This is a genomic window from Bacillus sp. REN3, assembly GCF_017912555.1.
Taxonomy (GTDB): Bacteria; Bacillota; Bacilli; order Bacillales; family Cytobacillaceae; genus Mesobacillus.
In genome coordinates, this window is the sequence record NZ_JAERSD010000009.1 from 20,863 (window position 1) to 38,586 (window position 17,724).

Below are 17,724 nucleotides of genomic sequence, written 5' to 3' on the forward strand. Positions count from 1 at the left end.
TAAGCAGGAAACAAGGAGGGGTTACTATTGGAACAGATCGTCATCCTTACAGAAGAAGCTGCAATGCAGATTAAAGATATGATGAAGCAAAATGAAGAGGAGTCCGCATTTTTGCGTGTATCCGTAAAAGGCGGCGGCTGCAGCGGCCTTTCCTACGGAATGGGCTTTGCCCATGAAGTAGAGGAAGGAGATAAGGAGATGGAGCAGCATGGCATTCGCATCCTTGTCGACAAGGACAGCGCTCCTGTACTGATGGGTACCAAAATAGGCTATAAACAATCCATGATGGGCGGCGGCTTTACCATTGAAAATCCGAATGCCATCGCTTCTTGCGGATGCGGATCATCATTCAGGACGGCAACCCAAGCTGGAACTCCTGAAGAATGCTAAACAAAAGAGCAAGGTCCCTGACCTTGCTCTTTTTTCATTGCATCAATTAAACATGGAAGAACTATGCAACGGCTGGGTTTTAGCCTTTGGATCCATATAGGATTTCGCGTTGTTGACAGCTGTCGGCGCTTCGCCAAAACCAGTAGCGATCAGCTTGACTTTGCCTTCGTATGTGCAGATATCACCTGCTGCGTAGATTCCTGGAATGTTCGTTTCCATCTTTGAGTTGACAACTATGGAGTTCTTCTCGATTTCAAGGCCCCATTCTTTGATTGGACCAAGTGATGAAACAAAACCGAAGTTACAGATGACGGCATCGACATCTACTGTTTCTGTTGCATCGCCATTTGCATCCTTCAGGACGAGTTGGCTGATTTTTTCTCCATCCCCAACCAGGTCAACTGGAACGAATGGAGTTTTGATATCCACTTTGGATTTCTGAAGGTTTTCGACACTGTGTTCATGCGCACGGAATTTGTCCCTGCGGTGGACAATCGTTACTTTTTCAGCAATCGGTTCAAGCATCAATGCCCAGTCGACCGCTGAATCTCCGCCTCCAAGCACGGCAACCTTCTGGCCTTTGAATTGATGAAGGTCATCGATGAAATAGTGGAGGTTTTTGCCTTCGTATTGACTTGCGTTTTCAAGCTCAAGCCTGCGTGGCTGGAACGCACCATTTCCAGCAGTGATGATGACGGTCTTTGAGTAGTGGATTTCTTTATCCGTCGTCAGTTTGAAGGTGCCATCTTCCAACTTCTCAAGTTTTTCGACAGATTGTTCAAGAGCGGCCGCTGGCTCGAACTTTGCCATCTGTTCCTTAAGGTTATTGATCAGTTCCTGGGCCCGAATCTTAGGGAACCCTGCAACATCATATATATATTTCTCAGGATAAAGCGCTGATAACTGACCACCCAGCTGAGGCAGGCTTTCGATAATCTTGACTGTTGCTTGTCTCATCCCGCCGTAAAATGCTGTGAACAGACCAGCCGGACCCCCGCCGATAATCGTAATGTCATATACTTTTTGATCTTCTTTCACTCCATATCCCCCTCACTATGTAGTAAAAATGCTCCACTTTTTATAATACCATAAATGCACTAAATAAAACTGATAAACATAATGCAACCAACCTCTTGGCACACTAACTTTGAAAAAAAAAGATCGTTTCATAGCGAAAAAAAGAGAACACGGATTATTTTCTGAATATTTGTAAGTTGAGAATTCCTAATTATATCGCTTGAAAAAGCATAGGAAAAAGCATATCATGTTAGATAGGCAAGAATGTTAAGATTTTGTGACATTTTTAGGACATTTTTTTGAACATTTTAGTGAATTTTATCACAAACTTACCCGAAAGCAATATGTTGGCTGCTGAATAGAAAGCAGGCCAATAGAAAAAATTTTTTATAAAGGTGGAAGTGATCACTTTGAGAAAGCCAAAAATCGTTATTTTAGGAGCAGGATACGGGGGACTGATGACAGCAACCCGTCTACAGAAAACGGTAGGAGTGAATGAGGCGGACATCGTCCTTGTCAATAAGAATGATTATCACTATGAGACAACATGGCTTCATGAAGCCTCAGCCGGAACGCTGCACCATGACAAAGTCAGATATGAAATCCGCGATGTAATTGACCGTCACAAAATAGAGTTCGTCCAGGGCACGGTTGAAGAAGTCAAAATGGAAGAAAAACGTGTCATTCTTGAAAATGGGGATATCGCGTATGACTATCTTGTCATTGCCCTCGGTGCTGAACCTGAAACTTTTGGCATTAAAGGATTGAAGGAGTACGCTTTCTCCATCGTGAATGTTAACTCTGCAAGGCAAATCCGCGAGCATATTGAGTACCAGTTCGCGACATACAACACAGAAGCAGAGAAGAAGGATGAGCGCCTGGCCATTGTCGTCGGTGGTGCCGGTTTTACAGGAATCGAGTTCCTTGGCGAATTGACAAACCGAGTGCCTGAGCTGTGCCGTGAGTATGACGTCGACTACCATAAGGTCAAGATCATCTGCGTGGAAGCTGCACCCATGGTCCTTCCAGGATTCGACCCTGAGCTGGTGGATTATGCAGTTGCCCAGCTTGAGAAAAAAGGTGTCGAATTCCGCATCGGAACAGCTATCAAAGAAGCGACTCCAGAGGGGATCATCGTCGCAAAAGGTGAAGATGAAGTTGAGGAAATCAGAGCTGAGACTGTCGTCTGGGCGGCTGGTGTACGTGGCAACTCAGTAATTGAAAAATCAGGAATCGAAGCCATGCGAGGCCGTGTAAAGGTCCAGCCTGACCTTAGGGTTCCTGGATCGGAAGATGTATTCATCGTCGGCGACTGCGCGCTGATCATCAATGAAGAAATCAACCGTCCTTTCCCGCCAACTGCTCAAATCGCGATGCAGCAAGGGGAAGTCTGTGCGCACAATATCGCAGCTTTAGTCCGTGGAAAAACAGAACTGGAAGCATTCCAGCCTGATATAAAAGGTACGGTATGCTCGCTTGGCGAAGATGACGCGATTGGCGTGGCATTCGGCAAGAAAATGGTGGGCACGAAAGCATCTTTCATGAAGAAGATGATCGACAACCGCGCGTTATATATGATCGGCGGGCCGTCACTGGTCCTTAAGAAAGGAAAATTCAATCTTCTATAATGGATTGGCTTTAAGAGGCTGTCCCAAAAGTATAACTTTTGGGACAGCCTCTTTTCTTTTTGTTATTAAACAACCCGCTGTCTTACGCTCCAGGCCCTTCGCTTTCCGAGGGCGTGCCGAGAAGTCTCATAAGCGCTTGCGCCTGCTGGGTCTCCCCTTGCCGGAAGATGGCCAATTGAGACCCGCCGACCGAAGCGGTTACCTTGGAAGCATTTTTCCTATGGCAGCCAAAGAATTGCTCCATGCTGGGTATTTATATTATTTTTATAATTTTCTGAAATTTTAAGAATGTGATAGAAATTCAGAGAAAAACCACGATGTAGACGCTTACAAGTGGTTTTTTTGGCCGAATTTCCTCCTTTTCAATTTCAAGAGATTTTTGATATATTATCAGAAAATTCCATAATAAAAGGAGAGAAGCTTAATGGCCCCACACCGAAATGATTCAAACAAATGTCCATATTGCTCAGGGAAAGGTTATTTCCAATTGCTTCTTGGCGGTTCGGAAACATGCACTTGCTGCAGTGGCTCAGGAAAATCAAAAAAATAAACGATTATCTTTTGGAGCCTTCGCTTGATGCGGGGTTTTTCTTTTTGCCTTGATAGCAGCCTGGCAAGCATTTCATTGACGGTTAATAGGACATTCAGTACACTAGAAATGATGTGTACTGGGGGGAATTAGATGTTAACGATTGTTACGCTCATCATTTCGATGCTGCTATTCTTTGTCCTGTTTTTCGGGATTGGTTTCTTGTTGAATATGCTATTGAGAATGTCATGGGTCATGGCGATTCTCTATCCTTTGATTGCAATCTTCATCATCGACCAGGTACGGTTCGTCGAGTATTTTACTAATAGCGGCGAAGCGTTGACGGACCTGGGCCAGAGGATTTCAAAACTGGCGGCTGCCGATGTCCTCATTTTGAGCAGCGGGATGGCCGGGGCTGTACTTGCTGGCATCGTCATCAGGATTTTAAGGAAAAAAGGATACCAGATGTTTTAAAAGCCTTCATTTGAAGGTTTTTTATTTTCGGATAAAACGGGAAATCCGCAAACAATCAGGGAGCTTTTCAGCGCCTCATGACCAGGGAGCCCTTATTTTTGGGTGTGTTAAGCTGTCTGGGTGATTCCTTTTTACTGGTATTTAAATAGGTCGAATAGCACGATTTTGCTCCTTTCAGGAATATTTCTCGATTCTTTGGGAAATTAATAGACTTGGGAGGAGTGAAAAAATTATATGAATATTTTAAAGAGCTGGGTCAGGCGCTCGGCGATGGCGGTTTTGTTTTTTGCTGCCATAACATCCACTTTCCAGTCGATATCAGGGGTAGAGGCTTCCACATTTGCCTCATACGTCTTTGATCGCGAAGGAACCGAACAACAAGAAGTATCCAAATTTGATCATAAACTGAAAACAGTTGGATTGGCTTTTAAGTTTTTGAAAAAAGTATCTGACTACAAAACCGAGATTTCATCTAGTGAGAAGGTGACAGGGACACCGCCTACGTTAGAAGAGTCGCAGAATTGGTCACAATATCCGAAGAAGACGATTGTTGCAACGGGCTATACTGCGGGAATCGAGTCAACCGGCAAAAATCCTGGGCACCCACAATATGGGATTACATACTCAGGGGTAAAAGTAAAGCGTGACCTTTATTCAACGGTAGCGGCCGATCTGACCGTATTCCCGATCGGCACTGTCCTATTCATCCCTGGATACGGTTTCGGAGTTGTCGCTGATAAAGGCGCCGCGATCAAAGGAAATAAACTCGACCTCTATTATGAAACAGTAAAAGATGTGTACGAGCAGTGGGGCAAAAAGACACTGGATGTATACGTGGTCGAAATGGGTGACGGCAAGCTTACCGAGGCAGACCTGAAAGCCTTGAATGAAAATGAATCGATGCAGGTATTCCGCCAGCAATATACCGGCGGCAAAAAATCCTGAAAAAAAGGGCAAATTCCTGATGGAGTTTGCCCTTTTCCGTGATTAACTATGAATCAGGCCATAGAGCTTTTCAAGGCCGTCGAGAAGTCTAGGTGACGGGCGGCAAAATAGCTCTTCTTCGAGGATGAGAATCCGGTCTTTTTTGACTGCGTCCAGTTCTTCCCATCCTGGCCTTTTTGTAATTTGTTCTTTTTTCACCTTTTGTCTGCTGACACCAACCCAGGCGATGCATATGTAATCGGGGTTCCGTGAACGGACATCATCCCAGTCCGTCTGGACGCTTGCCAATTCCACATCCTTAAAAGCATTTTCAGCGCCGGCTGCTTCTGACAGTTCAGTAAGCCAATTAATGTTACCCGGCGTAAACACAGGCTTTGGCCACCATTCCCAATAGAGCCTTGGCCAATAAACTGCCTGGCTGCCCTTGGCCTTCGTTTCCTCGAAACGGGAACGGAATTCCCTGGCTGCTTCCTTGCCCCGCTCTGGCATCTGCAAGGCTTCCGCAGTTATCAGCAGATCTTTTTCAATATCAGCAAAGGATTGAGGATTCAGGACGATATACGGAAGCCCGAGCTCCTTCAAGCCTTCCACATTCTTTTCCATTCCCGGGACGCTCAGTGACGCAAGAACAAGATCTGGCTTCAGCTGCTGTACAAGGTCAAGGTCAATAGACAGGTCAGGCCCAAGCTTTGGCAGCCGCTTGATTGACTCCGGCCAATCAGAAAAATCATCGACCCCAACAAGTAAATGGGCAAGTCCCAGGAACTCCATGATTTCAGTGTTGCTCGGGCACAATGAAACGACTCTCATATGATCACCTACTTTTCAAAATGAAATCCTTAATCCGATTATACCGTCATGATAAAAGATAATGAAGCAACAGCGTGAGGAGAATTCCGCTCAATCCCCCGAAAAACACTTCAATCGGTTTATGGCCAAGCAGTTCCTTCAATTCTTTCCGCTTTTCCTGTTCGGGTTTCTGCTGCCACCCTTTTGCTTCCTGGACAAGTTTCCCGAAATCTGCAACAAGCTGGTTCAGGACAATTGCCTGCTCACCAGCTTGACGCCGGACCCCGGTCGCATCAAACATCGTGATGATCGCGAACACGGCTGAAACAGCAAAAACAGCGGAGCCGAGGCCTGTTTCAAGAGCAACGCCCGTCGATAAAGCGGTAACAGCAGCAGAATGAGAGCTTGGCATTCCTCCTGTACTGGTAAGGAGCGACCAATCAAGCTTTCTCGTAGCAAGATATTGGATTGGGACTTTGATGAATTGTGCGAAAAAAATCGCTGTAATTGATGCCCATAATGGAAAGTTCATAAGCAACTCCATATCCGATTCCCCCTGTTCTTTTCTATTTTAAAACAAAGCCATTTTTGGCTGTGGACTGCACTTGTCCCTGATTGGATTGGAACGTCCTTCGCGCTTTCTTTGGGCTATGCTGCATTGCCATGCAGAAAAAAGCAGCCCATCGGAGACCAACCATGTCCATCGGAGGCGTGCTGGTTCCTGGTTCACCAACAGAAGGCAGCCCTGCCTCTTTTAAAAAAATTGCCACTATTAAGTAATACCCAACATATGCGGGAACATTACATGATTGTGCACGTTTTGTTAAGATAGTCTTATGTCTGTGATAGGTGGGATGTTAGGTGGAATACCCGGCTGAATATTACGAGTTCTTTATAAAATTCAACGAAGGCGATTACTATACCTGCCATGATTTGCTCGAAGATATGTGGATGACGGATAAGGGGAATCTTTTTTTAAAAGGGCTTCTGCAAATGAGTGTCGCCATTTACCATTACAGTTATGGAAATGTGAAAGGGGCGCGATTGATGATGCGGGCTGCCCATGATTACCTTCAGTCATACCGCCCCCATTACTGGGGATTGGACCTTGAAAAGGTTTATCCGTTCATAGAAGAGTGTTTATCACGGTTCCCCGCTGATCTTGACAGGGTTCCATATGATAAAATAACCGAGCTTCCGGCACTGCCAGCCTTGTATCTATATATGGAAGATTTGGACAGGACCAATCCATAAAAAATGATTAGGGGAAGATTTGGACGTGACCAATCCGTAAAAAATGATTAGGAAGTCGAAATACTATAATTTTTCCGCTATAATAAAACTATATTTTTGGAGGTGGATAAATGTGTTCAAAGTGAATGAGGAGTTTCAATTCAGCAACAGCCATGATTGCCTTGTAATCGGTCTTTTCAATAAGCCATCTGGCCTGGAAGGAATTCTTGCGGAAGCAGATGGTCTGTTTGATGGCCAGCTGACTGAGCTGATCAAAGGCGGGGAGATTTCTCCTAAGAAAAAAGCAGTTTCCAAAATACATACATTCGGAAAAACAGGAGCGAAAAAATTATATTTTGTCGGTCTTGGACATGAAAAAGAATATAATTTCGAGATTTTGCGCGATGCTTTCGGATGCCTGTTCAAAACAGCGAAAAAGGAAGAATGGACCGAAACTGCTGTGCTGCTCGATACTTTTTTATCTGATGAAGTAGAACTCAATGATGCCGCCCACGCATTAAGTGAAGCGCTGGCATTGGCAACATATGAATTTGAGGGATATAAGCAAAAACCGAATAGACCGGAAAAGCGTCTGGAGGCTGTAACCGTGTATAGTGCCGACGAAGAAGGCGAGCTTGAGGCGGCGCTTGAAGTGGGCTATGCCTTCGGTTGCGGCACGAATTCAGCGCGTACGCTTGTCAACACGCCGGGGAACTTGCTTACGGCAGCCGACATGGCCGAATACGCCAGGAAGCTAGCTGAAAAATATGAGTTTGAAGTGGAGATCCTGGAAAAGGAAGAAATAGAAAAGCTCGGAATGGGTGCGCTGCTCGCTGTCAACCAGGGTTCTGCCGAGCCGCCAAGAATGATTGTTTTGAAATATCAAGGCAGGGAAGAGTGGACAGACGTCATCGGCCTTGTCGGCAAAGGGATTACCTTTGATACAGGCGGATATTCCATCAAGCCAAAGGACGGGATCGTTGGCATGAAAACGGATATGGGCGGTGCCGCAGCCGTTCTGGGAGCAATGGAAATCATCGGCGAACTGAAGCCTGAACAAAATGTCGTCGCCGTCATTCCTTCAACAGACAACATGATCAGCGGCACAGCTTTCAAACCGGATGATGTAGTCACATCCATGAGCGGCAAGACAATCGAAGTCCTTAATACGGATGCCGAGGGACGCCTCGTACTTGCAGATGCGATGACATACGCAAAGCAGCATGGCGCGGATTATCTCGTTGATGTCGCTACACTTACTGGAGGTGTCATCGTTGCGCTTGGCAACCATACGACCGGTGCCCTGACAAACAATGAGGAGTTATTCGAACAAGTCCTTGAAGCCTCATATGAAGCAGGAGAGCCAATCTGGCGCCTGCCGCTGTTCGAGCGCGATATCGAACGCGTCCGCAGCAGCAAAATAGCTGACTTGAACAACTCCCCTGGACGCGAAGGTCATGCCATCATGGGTGGCGCATTTGTCGGCGAATTTGCAGAAGGCACCCCATGGGTGCATCTGGACATTGCCGGAACAGCCACCACCAGCAATGAGTATGATTTAGGCCCTGCCGGCGGGACCGGTGCGATGGTCCGCACGCTCGCCTTGCTCGTCGAGCGTTTTGAACCAATAAAATAAATGCTGCAACCCCGGATCTTTTTCCGGGGTTTTTGTCTGTTGGCCGGCAGTCGCAATTGTGTCAGGCATGGCGGCAGGATGGACCGGTGATATAGGAGAGCCTCCTCGCTGGGACATTAACGCCCTCAGCAAAAAAATGAGCGGCTACTGACATTCAACCGCGGAACGATACGAAGATTGACCATATTGGAAAGACATTTGTTCATCAGGAATTATATTCATCTCAACTTGGATTAAGTGGGCTCCAACTGGGGTTAAACGCTTCCCCACTGGGATTTCACCTTCCCATGACATGACCAATTAAATTAAATTAATAGCATTTCTTCCTCCTATTGCTGATTGCTGTGTAAATTTGAATCTAAACGGATTTTTTTCGGCTGTATAGCTTGTTTTCATCAAGATCAGTGTTGAATACCTGTTGGTTGGAGCAGAAGGCACGTAGACTCCTCGAAAATGGAAACGCATTTCCTTCGTGCGTGGGCAAACTCTGGGAAGCCCATTCAGTGTCCAGCGGAAGTATGGGGCAGGGGAGGCCACGGAGACGCAAAACGCCGGGAGGTTCCCCTCACGCCCGCGGGAAAGCGGCCGACTAAAACCGCCGCGTCCTGCGGCAAAGTCGGCACTAGGACTTCCTGTCCGTCGAAGTGAATGGAGTGGAAATCAACAATCAAATTTAATATAACCTTATTAAAAACCAAACCAAACTGTTTGACACGAAAAGTAAATCTATGATATTTTAATTATTGTTATTTTAATTCATTAGCAATTTACCAAACTAAAGTAATTGAGCATCGAGAGGAGAAAACATAATGAATGCAGTTATTGCAGCGGTCCTTGTCATGCTTGTGCTGAGCCTGCTTAGGGTCAATGTTGTTTTGGCTTTGATTGTGGGAGCACTGATTGGCGGTTTGACAGGAGGTTTGAGTTTAAATAAAACAATTGAAGTATTTTCTGGGGGCCTAGGAGGTAGCGCCGAGGTGGCGTTGAGCTATGCCCTTCTCGGAGGATTTGCGGTCGCGATTTCACAAACGGGTTTGCCGAATCTGATTGTCGACTGGATGATTGGTTTGATAGGCAAGAAGGGTGAATCAAAAGCAAAGACTTATTCCAAGGCAATCATCATATTTTTGATCTTGATGATGTCTATTTTTTCACAGAACCTAATTCCAATCCACATTGCGTTCATCCCGATTTTGATTCCGCCATTGCTGATTATTTTCAACAGACTGAAAATCGATCGGCGCCTGGTTGCTTCGTTGCTCACGTTCGGTCTTACTGCCCCTTATATTTTGCTGCCTGTTGGCTTTGGTAAGATTTTTCATGAAATCCTGGCAACGAATATGGCTGACAGCGGCCTGAAGGTGACGATGGGGGATATCCCTACTGCGATGCTCCTGCCTACAGCGGGGCTTGTAGTTGGTTTGCTGTTTGCGATTTTCATCTCTTACCGCAAGCCAAGGACTTATCAAGATTATGAAATCACCAAGGTAGAGAAGAAAGAATACTCAAAAGTGGGCATCATCTTCTCATTCCTTGCCATCGTGGCCGCACTGGCTGTGCAAATTGCTCTTGATTCAATGATTATCGGTGCTTTGGCCGGCATTCTTGTCGTATATGCCAGCGGAGCAATCAAATGGCGCGAAGCGGATGACTTATTGACTGAAGGCATGAAGATGATGGCGTTCATCGGCTTTGTCATGCTGGCCGCATTCGGTTTCGCTGAAGTGCTGAAGGGAACTGGCGATGTGGATAGGCTAGTCAAACAAGCTGCAGATGCAATTGGCAACAATCAGGCTCTAGGAGCATTGATGATGCTGATTGTCGGTTTGCTCGTTACGATGGGAATCGGCTCTTCGTTCTCTACCATTCCAATTATCGCGACCATCTTTGTGCCGCTAAGCCTGCAACTTGGCTTCAGCCCGATGGCGACGATTGCGATCGTCGGGACGGCTGCTGCTCTGGGAGACGCTGGTTCACCAGCATCGGATAGCACGCTCGGACCGACTGCGGGATTGAATGCCGATACGCAGCACAATCACATTTGGGATACGGTTGTCCCCACATTTCTACACTATAATATCCCATTGATAATTTTTGGCTGGATTGCCGCCATGATTCTTTAATTTTAATGCAAAGCCGCCTTGCTTGTTCACAAGGCGGCTTTCTTGTTGTTTAGGAAATTGTCACTAGCTTAGCATAAAACATTCATTGATAAGTCGGTCAATATCACCGGAGTTTTGAAACGCTGAGTATTCTGATCTTGATTTTGTCAGTAAAAAGAAAAAGGATAAATTGGCATCTTTGAAGGTGCTCCTTCTATCCATATTTTTACACATCATACTTTTGTTGTCCTTTTATTAAATTGCTTGAATTCCCCCTTTTTTGCTTGTTCTAATGTTTCTTTGAATATTTGTTCATGATCACATTTTACTGACCAACGAGGTTCTTCTCCCGATGGCAGCCCTTAATCTCCCGAATGGCACCCATAATCTCCTGATTAACATGAATAATCTCCCGTTTCCCCGATATTTTACAAAAAATCGGCTGAAAGTGAATCAGCCGGATTCTTTTATGATTGAAATTTAAAGAAAATGACTGCAATTTTCCATCCCAACCGATAATCTCCCAATCTGTAGCCGTAATCTCCCGATCAGGGCTCATAATCTCCCAATGGCAGCCCTTAATCTCCCGAATGGTACCCATAATCTCCTGATCAGCATGAATAATCTCCCGTTTCCCCAATATTTTACAAAAAATCGGCTGAAAGTGAATCAGCCGGATTCTTTTATGATTGAAATTTAAAGAAAATGACTGCAATTTTCCATCCCAACCGATAATCTCCCAATCTGTAGCCGTAATCTCCCGATCAGGGCTCATAATCTCCCAATGGCAGCCCTTAATCTCCCGAATGGCACCCATAATCTCCTGATCAACATGAATAATCTCCCTTTTCCCCAATATTTTACAAAAAATCGGCTGAAAGTGAATCAGCCGGATTCTTTTATGATTGAAATTTAAAGAAAATGACTGCAATTTTCCATCCCAACCGATAATCTCCCAATCTGTAGCCGTATTCTCCCGATCAGGGCTCATAATCTCCCAATGGCAGCCCTTAATCTCCCGAATGGTACCCATAATCTCCTGATCAGCATGAATAATCTCTCGTTTCCCCAATTTTTTACAAAAAACCGGCTGAAAGTGAATCAGCCGGATTCTTTTATGATTGAAATTTAAAGAAAATGACTGCAATTTTCCATCCCAACCGATAATCTCCCAATCTGTAGCCGTAATCTCCCAATCAGGGCTCATAATCTCCCAATGGCAGCCCTTAATCTCCCGAATGGCACCCATAATCTCCTGATCAGCATGAATAATCTCCCGTTTCCCCGATTTTTTACAAAAAATCGGCTGAAAGTGAATCAGCCGGATTCTTTTATGGTTGAAATTTAAAGAAAATGACTGCAATTTTCCGTCCCAACCGATAATCTCCCGATTTATTGCCGTATTCTCCCGATCAAGGCTCATAATCTCCCGATGGCAGCCCTTAATCTCCCGAATGGCACCCATAATCTCCTGATCAGCATGAATAATCTCCCGTTTCCCCAATATTTTACAAAAAAAGAACCGGCATAGAGAATGTCGGCCCAACACATTTATTATAATACCCAGCCGCGGCTGGATTGCTTCGGCGGTTCGATGCTTGTCCCGAGTTCTTTGGCGGCAGTCCGCGGGCAATGAAGACCCGATCGGCGCGTCTCTGCTGTATCACCGTATGGATCCTTACGCTTGTTGTCAGCTGAGAAAGGAACTGGTTGATCAGCAGCCATGAGCCGCATGGATTTCTATGACCACAAATCCGGCCTTTTTTCACTCTTTCTGCCGCCTGCCTGGGGGCATTTACCACTTTTTGATAGAAATGAATCGCGCTATAAAAATGGTCAAGTTCCTGAAGGCGGCGGTGGCAAAACGATCCTGTCGAGAGTTTAAAGATACCTTTCCAGCAGGATGCCTGATGGCCAGGACTAGCTTCCACATGTACTATTTTTTCGCCGTATCGCTGGACGGGCGGCCTGCCGCTTACAGTCCCACCGCCAGCATAGCGCAGGACTAAGGTATTTACGGACTACCAGCGAAATAGCGTGGGAGAATCCTTGCCAGCCATCGACGACAAAGCCATTGACTGGCCACTGGCCGCATATCGAGGGAGAAATCCTTCTCAGGTACCTGGCCACTGGCCGCATATCGAGGGAGAAATCCTTCTCAGGTACACGCATCGATAATGCTCTAGACCCGCTTCTCTCCTGCCCCCGCTCGCCTCGCCCAGGGCTACGGCATCTCTTAAGGGGAGGGGGGCCTTCATTTTTTATAAGCTAGTTCATTTTACAAATGGACTGCCTTTTCGGTAGGATGGAAAAAAGCCGAAACTTGAGGTGATAACAGTGTATTTTGGAAAAGTGCGGAATAAAGGGGCGGAAGGAAGAGTGCCGCCGAATCAGAATGTTACAACGACGTTCCCGGTGCTCCATTACGGAAATGTACCGGTTTACCGGAGCCTGGATGACTGGACGCTGAGGATTTACGGTTTGGTTGAAAATGAGTTGGTCCTCTCATTTAAGGAATTGATGGAACTGCCTCAAATGACATCGAGCAATGATATCCACTGTGTGACTGGCTGGTCAAGGCTGGACAATGGATGGGAGGGGGTTGCTGCTGGAGAGCTTGTCAGGATGGCGAAGCCTCATACGGAAGCAAAGTATGTGATCCTGCATGCTGAGGAAGGCTGGTCGACGAATGTGCCGCTTGTGGACTTTGCTAGGGAGACGAGTCTCCTCGCCCATTCGCATGATGGAAAGCCGCTTACTCCCGAGCATGGCTATCCGCTACGGGCTGTGATTCCACATCTTTATTTTTGGAAAAGTGCGAAGTGGCTGAGAGGGATCGAATTTTCGGCTGAAAACAAGCCTGGTTTTTGGGAAGAAAACGGCTATCATATGTACGGCGACCCGTGGAAGGAACAAAGGATGTCGTGGGATTAGTTGCCCTTCCTTCAACTCACTAAATCAAGAACACCGCTGGACAGGACAATCCGGCGGTTTTTCATTTCAGGGGAATCAGGCGATCGATTTCCAATGGCTGCATGGCTTCAAATCCAAAAAAAGAGGGAAATAAGAAAGAAGATAGAAATGTTATACATATATACAATCATTTGAAAATAAAATCGGACCATGGCAGTGAAAGGGGGGCTTCCAATGGATTTGGAGCTGGTGATGAGCATCATCGAAGAAAACGGCTATGTTGGATTGTTCTTTTGGCTGTGGTTCGGTGTGTTTGTCATCCCGCTTCCGAATGAGCTCATACTCACGACGGTAGGTTTTGCCTCCTCTTCGGGCGCCCTCCACCCGGTTCCTGCTTTTATTGTTACGTATGCCGGCCTGGCCGCTGCCCTGACAACCAGCTATTCTTTAGGAAGGCTGGTAGGAAGACGGCTGCTGGAACATTTGAAGCGCAGGAAACGTTTTGGGAATACCATTGAATCCTCGTTGAGGCTGATCGAAAAGTACCATGCCTTCTCCCTGTCATTAAGCTGTTTCATTCCGGGGGCAAGGTACCTGGTTCCGATGTTGTATGGGCTCAGCAGGCTCTCCTGGAGGACCTTTGCCGTTTTTACTTATACAGGGGCTTTTGTATGGGTCCTGATTGTTTTTATGCTGGGCTATTTATTCGGAGACCAGATGGACCTTATTGTGAAATACAGCAATGAAATGTGGTTTGCTGCAACCATTGCCGCTGTTGTAATTGTCGTCTTTTTCTTTATTCGAAGGAGAAAACTGAAAAGAAAGCAGGCACTAGGGGGCTGAAGGTGGCGTTATCCCTGAAAGTCAGCCTGAGGAGCGGCCATTGAACTAGTATCCGTCCTGGCGGCCAGGCTAACAAGTTCGGTGGACATGAAAACCGATTAGGAACCCATCCAAAGCAAAAAGAAGTCCCGATCACCATTTGATCGCTCCTACGGTTCCTTGCATAGCCCGAGCTTCACGAAAGGGGAGCAAAGCATCAGAAGGACGCATACCTGCATTTATCCGCTGCATATCTAATTGCCTCAGAAACTGGAATGACCAGAAGAATCCTTTTACCTGTCAAATTATTGGTCCAATGTAAGGAGGAAGCAAAACATGAATCTTGAAAAAACACTGATATCTGCACTTGGAATCGAAATTACCGAACTTCAGAAAGGGAAGGTCACGGCAACGATGCCTGTCGATGACCGGACGAGGCAGCCTTTTGGACTTCTGCATGGGGGGGCGTCCGTAGCGCTGGCGGAAACAGTCGCAAGCGTGGGATCCTTTGAGCTGGTCGATAAGGAGAATGAAGTTGTCGTTGGCCTGGAGATTAACGCGAACCATATCCGTGCCAAGAGGGATGGCTATGTTACTGCCATCGCGACCGTCCTTCATCATGGAAAATCGACAATGGTTTGGGACATTAAGATTACCGATGAACAGGGAGAACTGGTTTGCATCTCAAGATGTACCATTGCCGTCGTAAAACGAAGAAAATGAAACCATTCTCTGAAAATCGCTAAAGAACCATTTTTGCGAGACCTGAAAAAACCGATCTTATTCCACTTTGGAAAGAAGACCGGTTTTTTCGTGATGCGAGTTCTGTATGGCCTTATCTGCATTTTTAGAGGTCATCAAATTCAACGACCTTCTTCAGCTTTTCATTATGGAAGGTAGCCGGGGCGAACTGCAGAAATATGTTACGGAGTGAGCAAAGTATCGGAAAGTCGACCAATGCAGCCCTGCCGTATATTTTCATTTCATTCGCAACCATGTCCATTCGTGCTTGTCTGTGGCTGTTGTATTGAGAGAATGCCTGTTCAATCGTTTTGCACTTGCTGACCCACTTTGCAAGGCTGATCGCATCTTCAATTGCCTGGGATGCTCCCTGGCCGATATTCGGCATCGAAGCATGGGCGGAATCGCCCATAAGCAGAACGTTCCCAAAATGAAAATGTCCAAGTGGTTCAAGGACATAAAGTTCATCATGAACCACATTTTCATCCAGTGTTTCCTCAAGGATTTGCTGGATTGGATCATGATAAGAAAAGAAATTGAACAGCAAATCAAGTGAAGTCCAGTCTTTCATATCCTTTTGCTGTTGAGGGGCTTTTTTAAAAACATACCAGTACAGACTGTTGCCTGGCAATGGGGCAATCCCGAACCGTCCCTTCGGCCCCCAGGTTTCTGTAAAAGGAATGTTTTTTAATTCTGTATTCTCAACCATCCCCCTCCAGCATGAAAAACCGGAATAGGTAAGCTTGCTTCCGGGAATAAGCTTCTTCCTGATCAGCGAATGGCCGCCATCGCATCCTATAAGGCAGTCTGTTTCCTCCGAGGTGCCATCCTCGAACATCAACTTTACTTTTTTACTGCCTTCCTGTGAAAAATCGGACAGTTGCTTGCCGTAATGGAGTGAATCAGGGTGAAGGGCATCCGTTAAGACGCGGTGGAGTACAGAGCGCTGGATAAATAGGTAGTTGGGAATGTTGGAAGGAGAGTGGTAGTCAAAGGAGGCTATCACTTTTCCTGTTTCAGTTTTCAGGGTGCATGTGTCCGTTGCCACCCCTAGTGAAAGCAAAGCTTCGCCAATCCCCATCGCCATGAAGGATCTTATGGCATTGCCGCTTAGGACAATGCCGGAATCAGGGCCTGTATAAGCAGCATCCTTTTCATACACAATTGCCTTGAATCCATTTTTCTGCAATGCAATCGCGGTACTCAGACCGCTTATGCCACCTCCGATGATTGAGATCTTCGCCCCTTTCATCTGGCCCTCCTCCTTCCTCGTACGGACGTATGCTTACCTCTACTATACGTGACGATTCCTGTGAAAGGTATGGATAAAATCCGAACTTTGGGTGCTAAGACAAAAACCACCAGGGAAAAGGCCTGGTGGTTGATGGGTAGATATTATTTTGATTGTCCTTGTGATTTCCTCGCTTTCGCCAGGTCATCCTGAACGGTTCGATTAGATAATTTAGCTCCTGAATTATAGGCAGCCCGGCTGATCAAGTGGCCGGCTACAGGCGATGTCAGGAAGATGAAGCCTATTCCAAGCAGTAGCCTTGAGTTGAAGTGATCCTCAACAAGGTAAAAGTAAAGGAAAGTCCCTAATAGAACAAGCAGCACGCCCATTGTCGCACTCTTTGAGGCAGCGTGGTTTCTTGTATAGACATCAGGAAGCCTGATCAATCCGAATGCAGTAACCAGGCTAAGGAAGGCTCCTACCAGGATGAACAGCCCTGCAAAAAACTTAGCTATTTCGATTTCTGTCATATTCCATTATGACTCCCTTCTCAAGATATTTTGAAAAGGCAACTGTCCCGATGAAAGCCAGGATCCCGATCAGCAGGATGATGTCGAGAAAGGCATTCGTTTCAAGCAGGACTGAAACAAGCGCAATGATGGAAACAAGGCTGATCCCGATTGCATCAAGAGCGACGACCCTGTCTGCGATCGTCGGGCCCTTTATTACCCTGAAAATGAAGCCGATCATGGCAAGTGAAATGAAGATTGCTGCAGTACTGATAGCTAAATCGAACATTATCTGCTCACCTCCATGATTGCTTTTTCGAACGAATCCTTTATCCCTCTGATTGCCTCGTCAGCATCGCTGATATCCATCGCATGCACGTAGAGGATTTTGTTGTCAGGAGAGACTTCGACGACCAATGTGCCAGGGGTCAGCGTGATCAGGTTGGCCAGCGTCGTGATTTCCCAATCCTTCTTCAGTTCAGTCGGGAAGGCAAAAATGCCAGGCTTGATATCCAGTTTAGGACTAAGGATGACCTTTAAGACTTCAATATTCGACAGAACCAGCTCCCGCATGAAAATCAAAATCAGCTTCAGGACAGCCACCACCCTTAGCAAATAAAAGCGGGAGGTGAAGAAGCGGCGGAAAATATAGATGATGAGCAGGCCAAAGAAATACCCGACAAAGAAAGTGGCGGGGGTGTAGGATGTTTTCAGGAACATCCATACAAATGCCAGAATGAAATTCAGCAAAATTTGAAAAGCCAT

Annotated in this window: 21 protein-coding genes; 12 read left to right on the forward strand and 9 right to left on the reverse strand. The window is 46.2% G+C overall.

All coding sequences use genetic code 11. The annotated features are described in order from the left end of the window. Positions 1–27 precede the first annotated feature (27 nt). The gene (locus JJQ88_RS09800; RefSeq protein ID WP_210365708.1) at positions 28–390 is read left to right on the forward strand and encodes a HesB/IscA family protein; all 363 of its coding nucleotides are present in this window, start codon (positions 28–30) and stop codon (positions 388–390) included. A 42-nt stretch (positions 391–432) separates the two neighbouring features. On the opposite strand, the gene JJQ88_RS09805 is transcribed toward JJQ88_RS09800, so the two are convergent. Next, positions 433–1,428: an NAD(P)/FAD-dependent oxidoreductase gene (locus JJQ88_RS09805; RefSeq protein ID WP_210365709.1), complete on the reverse strand. Its 996-nt coding sequence runs from the start codon at positions 1,426–1,428 to the stop codon at positions 433–435. A 389-nt stretch (positions 1,429–1,817) separates the two neighbouring features. On the opposite strand from JJQ88_RS09805, the gene JJQ88_RS09810 reads away from it, so the two are divergent. From JJQ88_RS09810 to JJQ88_RS09825, 4 genes are all read left to right on the forward strand, one after another. Further along, complete coding sequence (locus tag JJQ88_RS09810) at positions 1,818–3,035, forward strand: NAD(P)/FAD-dependent oxidoreductase (protein ID WP_210365710.1); 1,218 nt, start codon at positions 1,818–1,820, stop codon at positions 3,033–3,035. 424 nt (positions 3,036–3,459) lie between these two features. Then, positions 3,460–3,585, forward strand: a complete 126-nt coding sequence (locus JJQ88_RS09815) for a YuiA family protein (protein ID WP_210365711.1) — start codon at positions 3,460–3,462, stop codon at positions 3,583–3,585. A gap of 132 nt (positions 3,586–3,717) precedes the next feature. Beyond that, the gene (locus tag JJQ88_RS09820) at positions 3,718–4,038 is read left to right on the forward strand and encodes a YuiB family protein (protein ID WP_246861041.1); all 321 of its coding nucleotides are present in this window, start codon (positions 3,718–3,720) and stop codon (positions 4,036–4,038) included. Between the two features lie 234 nt (positions 4,039–4,272). Then, entirely contained in the window at positions 4,273–4,983 is a 711-nt protein-coding gene (locus tag JJQ88_RS09825) for a 3D domain-containing protein (protein ID WP_246861043.1), read from the forward strand. Between the two features lie 42 nt (positions 4,984–5,025). Here JJQ88_RS09825 and JJQ88_RS09830 read toward each other — a convergent pair whose 3' ends face one another. Both JJQ88_RS09830 and JJQ88_RS09835 read right to left on the reverse strand, forming a co-directional pair. Further along, entirely contained in the window at positions 5,026–5,793 is a 768-nt protein-coding gene (locus JJQ88_RS09830) for a cobalamin-binding protein (RefSeq protein WP_210365712.1), read from the reverse strand. Positions 5,794–5,839: 46 nt separating this feature from the next. Next, positions 5,840–6,316, reverse strand: a complete 477-nt coding sequence (locus JJQ88_RS09835) for a divergent PAP2 family protein (protein ID WP_210365713.1) — start codon at positions 6,314–6,316, stop codon at positions 5,840–5,842. A 317-nt stretch (positions 6,317–6,633) separates the two neighbouring features. Between JJQ88_RS09835 and JJQ88_RS09840 the strand changes: the two genes are divergently transcribed. The 3 genes from JJQ88_RS09840 (at position 6,634) to JJQ88_RS09850 (ending at position 10,764) form a co-directional block, all read left to right on the forward strand. Beyond that, on the forward strand, positions 6,634–7,026 hold the full coding sequence (locus JJQ88_RS09840; RefSeq protein WP_210365714.1) for a DUF309 domain-containing protein: 393 nt from the start codon (positions 6,634–6,636) through the stop codon (positions 7,024–7,026). A gap of 112 nt (positions 7,027–7,138) precedes the next feature. Continuing rightward, a complete protein-coding gene (locus JJQ88_RS09845; RefSeq protein WP_210365715.1) occupies positions 7,139–8,641 on the forward strand; it encodes a leucyl aminopeptidase in 1,503 nt (500 codons plus the stop codon). 809 nt (positions 8,642–9,450) lie between these two features. Continuing rightward, positions 9,451–10,764, forward strand: a complete 1,314-nt coding sequence (locus JJQ88_RS09850) for a Na+/H+ antiporter family protein (protein ID WP_210365716.1) — start codon at positions 9,451–9,453, stop codon at positions 10,762–10,764. Positions 10,765–11,068: 304 nt separating this feature from the next. On the opposite strand, the gene JJQ88_RS09855 is transcribed toward JJQ88_RS09850, so the two are convergent. Both JJQ88_RS09855 and JJQ88_RS09860 read right to left on the reverse strand, forming a co-directional pair. Next, the gene (locus JJQ88_RS09855) at positions 11,069–12,208 is read right to left on the reverse strand and encodes a hypothetical protein (protein ID WP_210365717.1); all 1,140 of its coding nucleotides are present in this window, start codon (positions 12,206–12,208) and stop codon (positions 11,069–11,071) included. 89 nt (positions 12,209–12,297) lie between these two features. Further along, on the reverse strand, positions 12,298–12,468 hold the full coding sequence (locus JJQ88_RS09860) for a hypothetical protein (protein WP_210365718.1): 171 nt from the start codon (positions 12,466–12,468) through the stop codon (positions 12,298–12,300). On the opposite strand from JJQ88_RS09860, the gene JJQ88_RS09865 reads away from it, so the two are divergent. From JJQ88_RS09865 to JJQ88_RS09880, 4 genes are all read left to right on the forward strand, one after another. Further along, positions 12,467–12,628 (forward strand): hypothetical protein, encoded by a 162-nt coding sequence (locus tag JJQ88_RS09865; protein ID WP_210365719.1) that lies wholly within the window; start codon positions 12,467–12,469, stop codon positions 12,626–12,628. The genes JJQ88_RS09860 and JJQ88_RS09865 overlap by 2 nt on opposite strands. A 452-nt stretch (positions 12,629–13,080) precedes the next feature. Next, positions 13,081–13,677 (forward strand): sulfite oxidase-like oxidoreductase, encoded by a 597-nt coding sequence (locus JJQ88_RS09870; protein WP_210365720.1) that lies wholly within the window; start codon positions 13,081–13,083, stop codon positions 13,675–13,677. Positions 13,678–13,890: 213 nt separating this feature from the next. Beyond that, a complete protein-coding gene (locus JJQ88_RS09875) occupies positions 13,891–14,499 on the forward strand; it encodes a DedA family protein (RefSeq protein WP_210365721.1) in 609 nt (202 codons plus the stop codon). A gap of 315 nt (positions 14,500–14,814) precedes the next feature. Then, the gene (locus JJQ88_RS09880; RefSeq protein ID WP_210365722.1) at positions 14,815–15,201 is read left to right on the forward strand and encodes a PaaI family thioesterase; all 387 of its coding nucleotides are present in this window, start codon (positions 14,815–14,817) and stop codon (positions 15,199–15,201) included. Between the two features lie 124 nt (positions 15,202–15,325). On the opposite strand, the gene JJQ88_RS09885 is transcribed toward JJQ88_RS09880, so the two are convergent. From JJQ88_RS09885 to JJQ88_RS09900, 4 genes are all read right to left on the reverse strand, one after another. Then, positions 15,326–16,471, reverse strand: a complete 1,146-nt coding sequence (locus JJQ88_RS09885; RefSeq protein ID WP_210365723.1) for an FAD-dependent monooxygenase — start codon at positions 16,469–16,471, stop codon at positions 15,326–15,328. Positions 16,472–16,614: 143 nt separating this feature from the next. After that, a complete protein-coding gene (gene mnhG, locus JJQ88_RS09890; RefSeq protein WP_210365724.1) occupies positions 16,615–16,980 on the reverse strand; it encodes a monovalent cation/H(+) antiporter subunit G in 366 nt (121 codons plus the stop codon). Beyond that, the gene (locus tag JJQ88_RS09895) at positions 16,958–17,200 is read right to left on the reverse strand and encodes a Na(+)/H(+) antiporter subunit F1 (RefSeq protein ID WP_481748294.1); all 243 of its coding nucleotides are present in this window, start codon (positions 17,198–17,200) and stop codon (positions 16,958–16,960) included. The genes mnhG and JJQ88_RS09895 overlap by 23 nt, the downstream gene beginning before the upstream one ends. Before the next feature lie 47 nt (positions 17,201–17,247). Beyond that, positions 17,248–17,724 (reverse strand): Na+/H+ antiporter subunit E, encoded by a 477-nt coding sequence (locus JJQ88_RS09900; RefSeq protein ID WP_210365726.1) that lies wholly within the window; start codon positions 17,722–17,724, stop codon positions 17,248–17,250.